The 600-nt window shown below is 57.7% G+C and carries 1 pseudogene; it reads left to right on the top strand.

Going from position 1 to position 600, the window contains the following annotated elements:
• A pseudogene (locus ACIPL2_RS31815) lies at positions 1 to 600 on the top strand (ribonucleoside-diphosphate reductase subunit alpha); the annotation flags it as partial.

Here is a 600-nt window from a genome sequence, read left to right as displayed (position 1 = left end):
AACCACATCGTCAACGGCAAGCTGGACACCGCCAAGCTGGAACGCACCGTGAACACCGCCGTTCGCATGCTCGATAACGTAATCGACATCAACTACTACTCGGTGCCACAAGCGAAGAACTCCAACTTCAAGCACCGTCCAGTGGGCTTGGGCATCATGGGCTTTCAGGACGCGCTGTACCTGAAGCACATTCCTTACGGTTCCGACGCTGCCGTCGAGTTCGCCGACAAGTCGATGGAAGCGGTCAGCTACTACGCGATCCAGGCGTCCTGCGACCTGGCCGACGAGCGTGGCGCTTACGAGACGTTCCAGGGTTCGCTGTGGTCCAAAGGCATCCTGCCGCTGGATTCGCAACAGATCCTGATCGAGCAACGTGGCCAGAAGTACATCGACGTTGATCTGAACGAATCCCTGGACTGGGCACCGGTTCGCGCCCGTGTACAGAAAGGCATTCGTAACTCCAACATCATGGCCATCGCACCGACCGCGACCATCGCCAACATCACGGGTGTCTCGCAGTCGATCGAACCGACCTACCAGAACCTCTATGTGAAATCGAACCTGTCGGGCGACTTCACCGTGATCAACCCGTACCTGGTT

It is taken from the genome of Pseudomonas sp. NPDC086251 (assembly GCF_044746405.1).
GTDB lineage: Bacteria > Pseudomonadota > Gammaproteobacteria > Pseudomonadales > Pseudomonadaceae > Aquipseudomonas.
The sequence above is the reverse complement of the archived record's forward strand: the minus strand, read 5'-3'. Positions and strand labels throughout refer to the sequence as shown.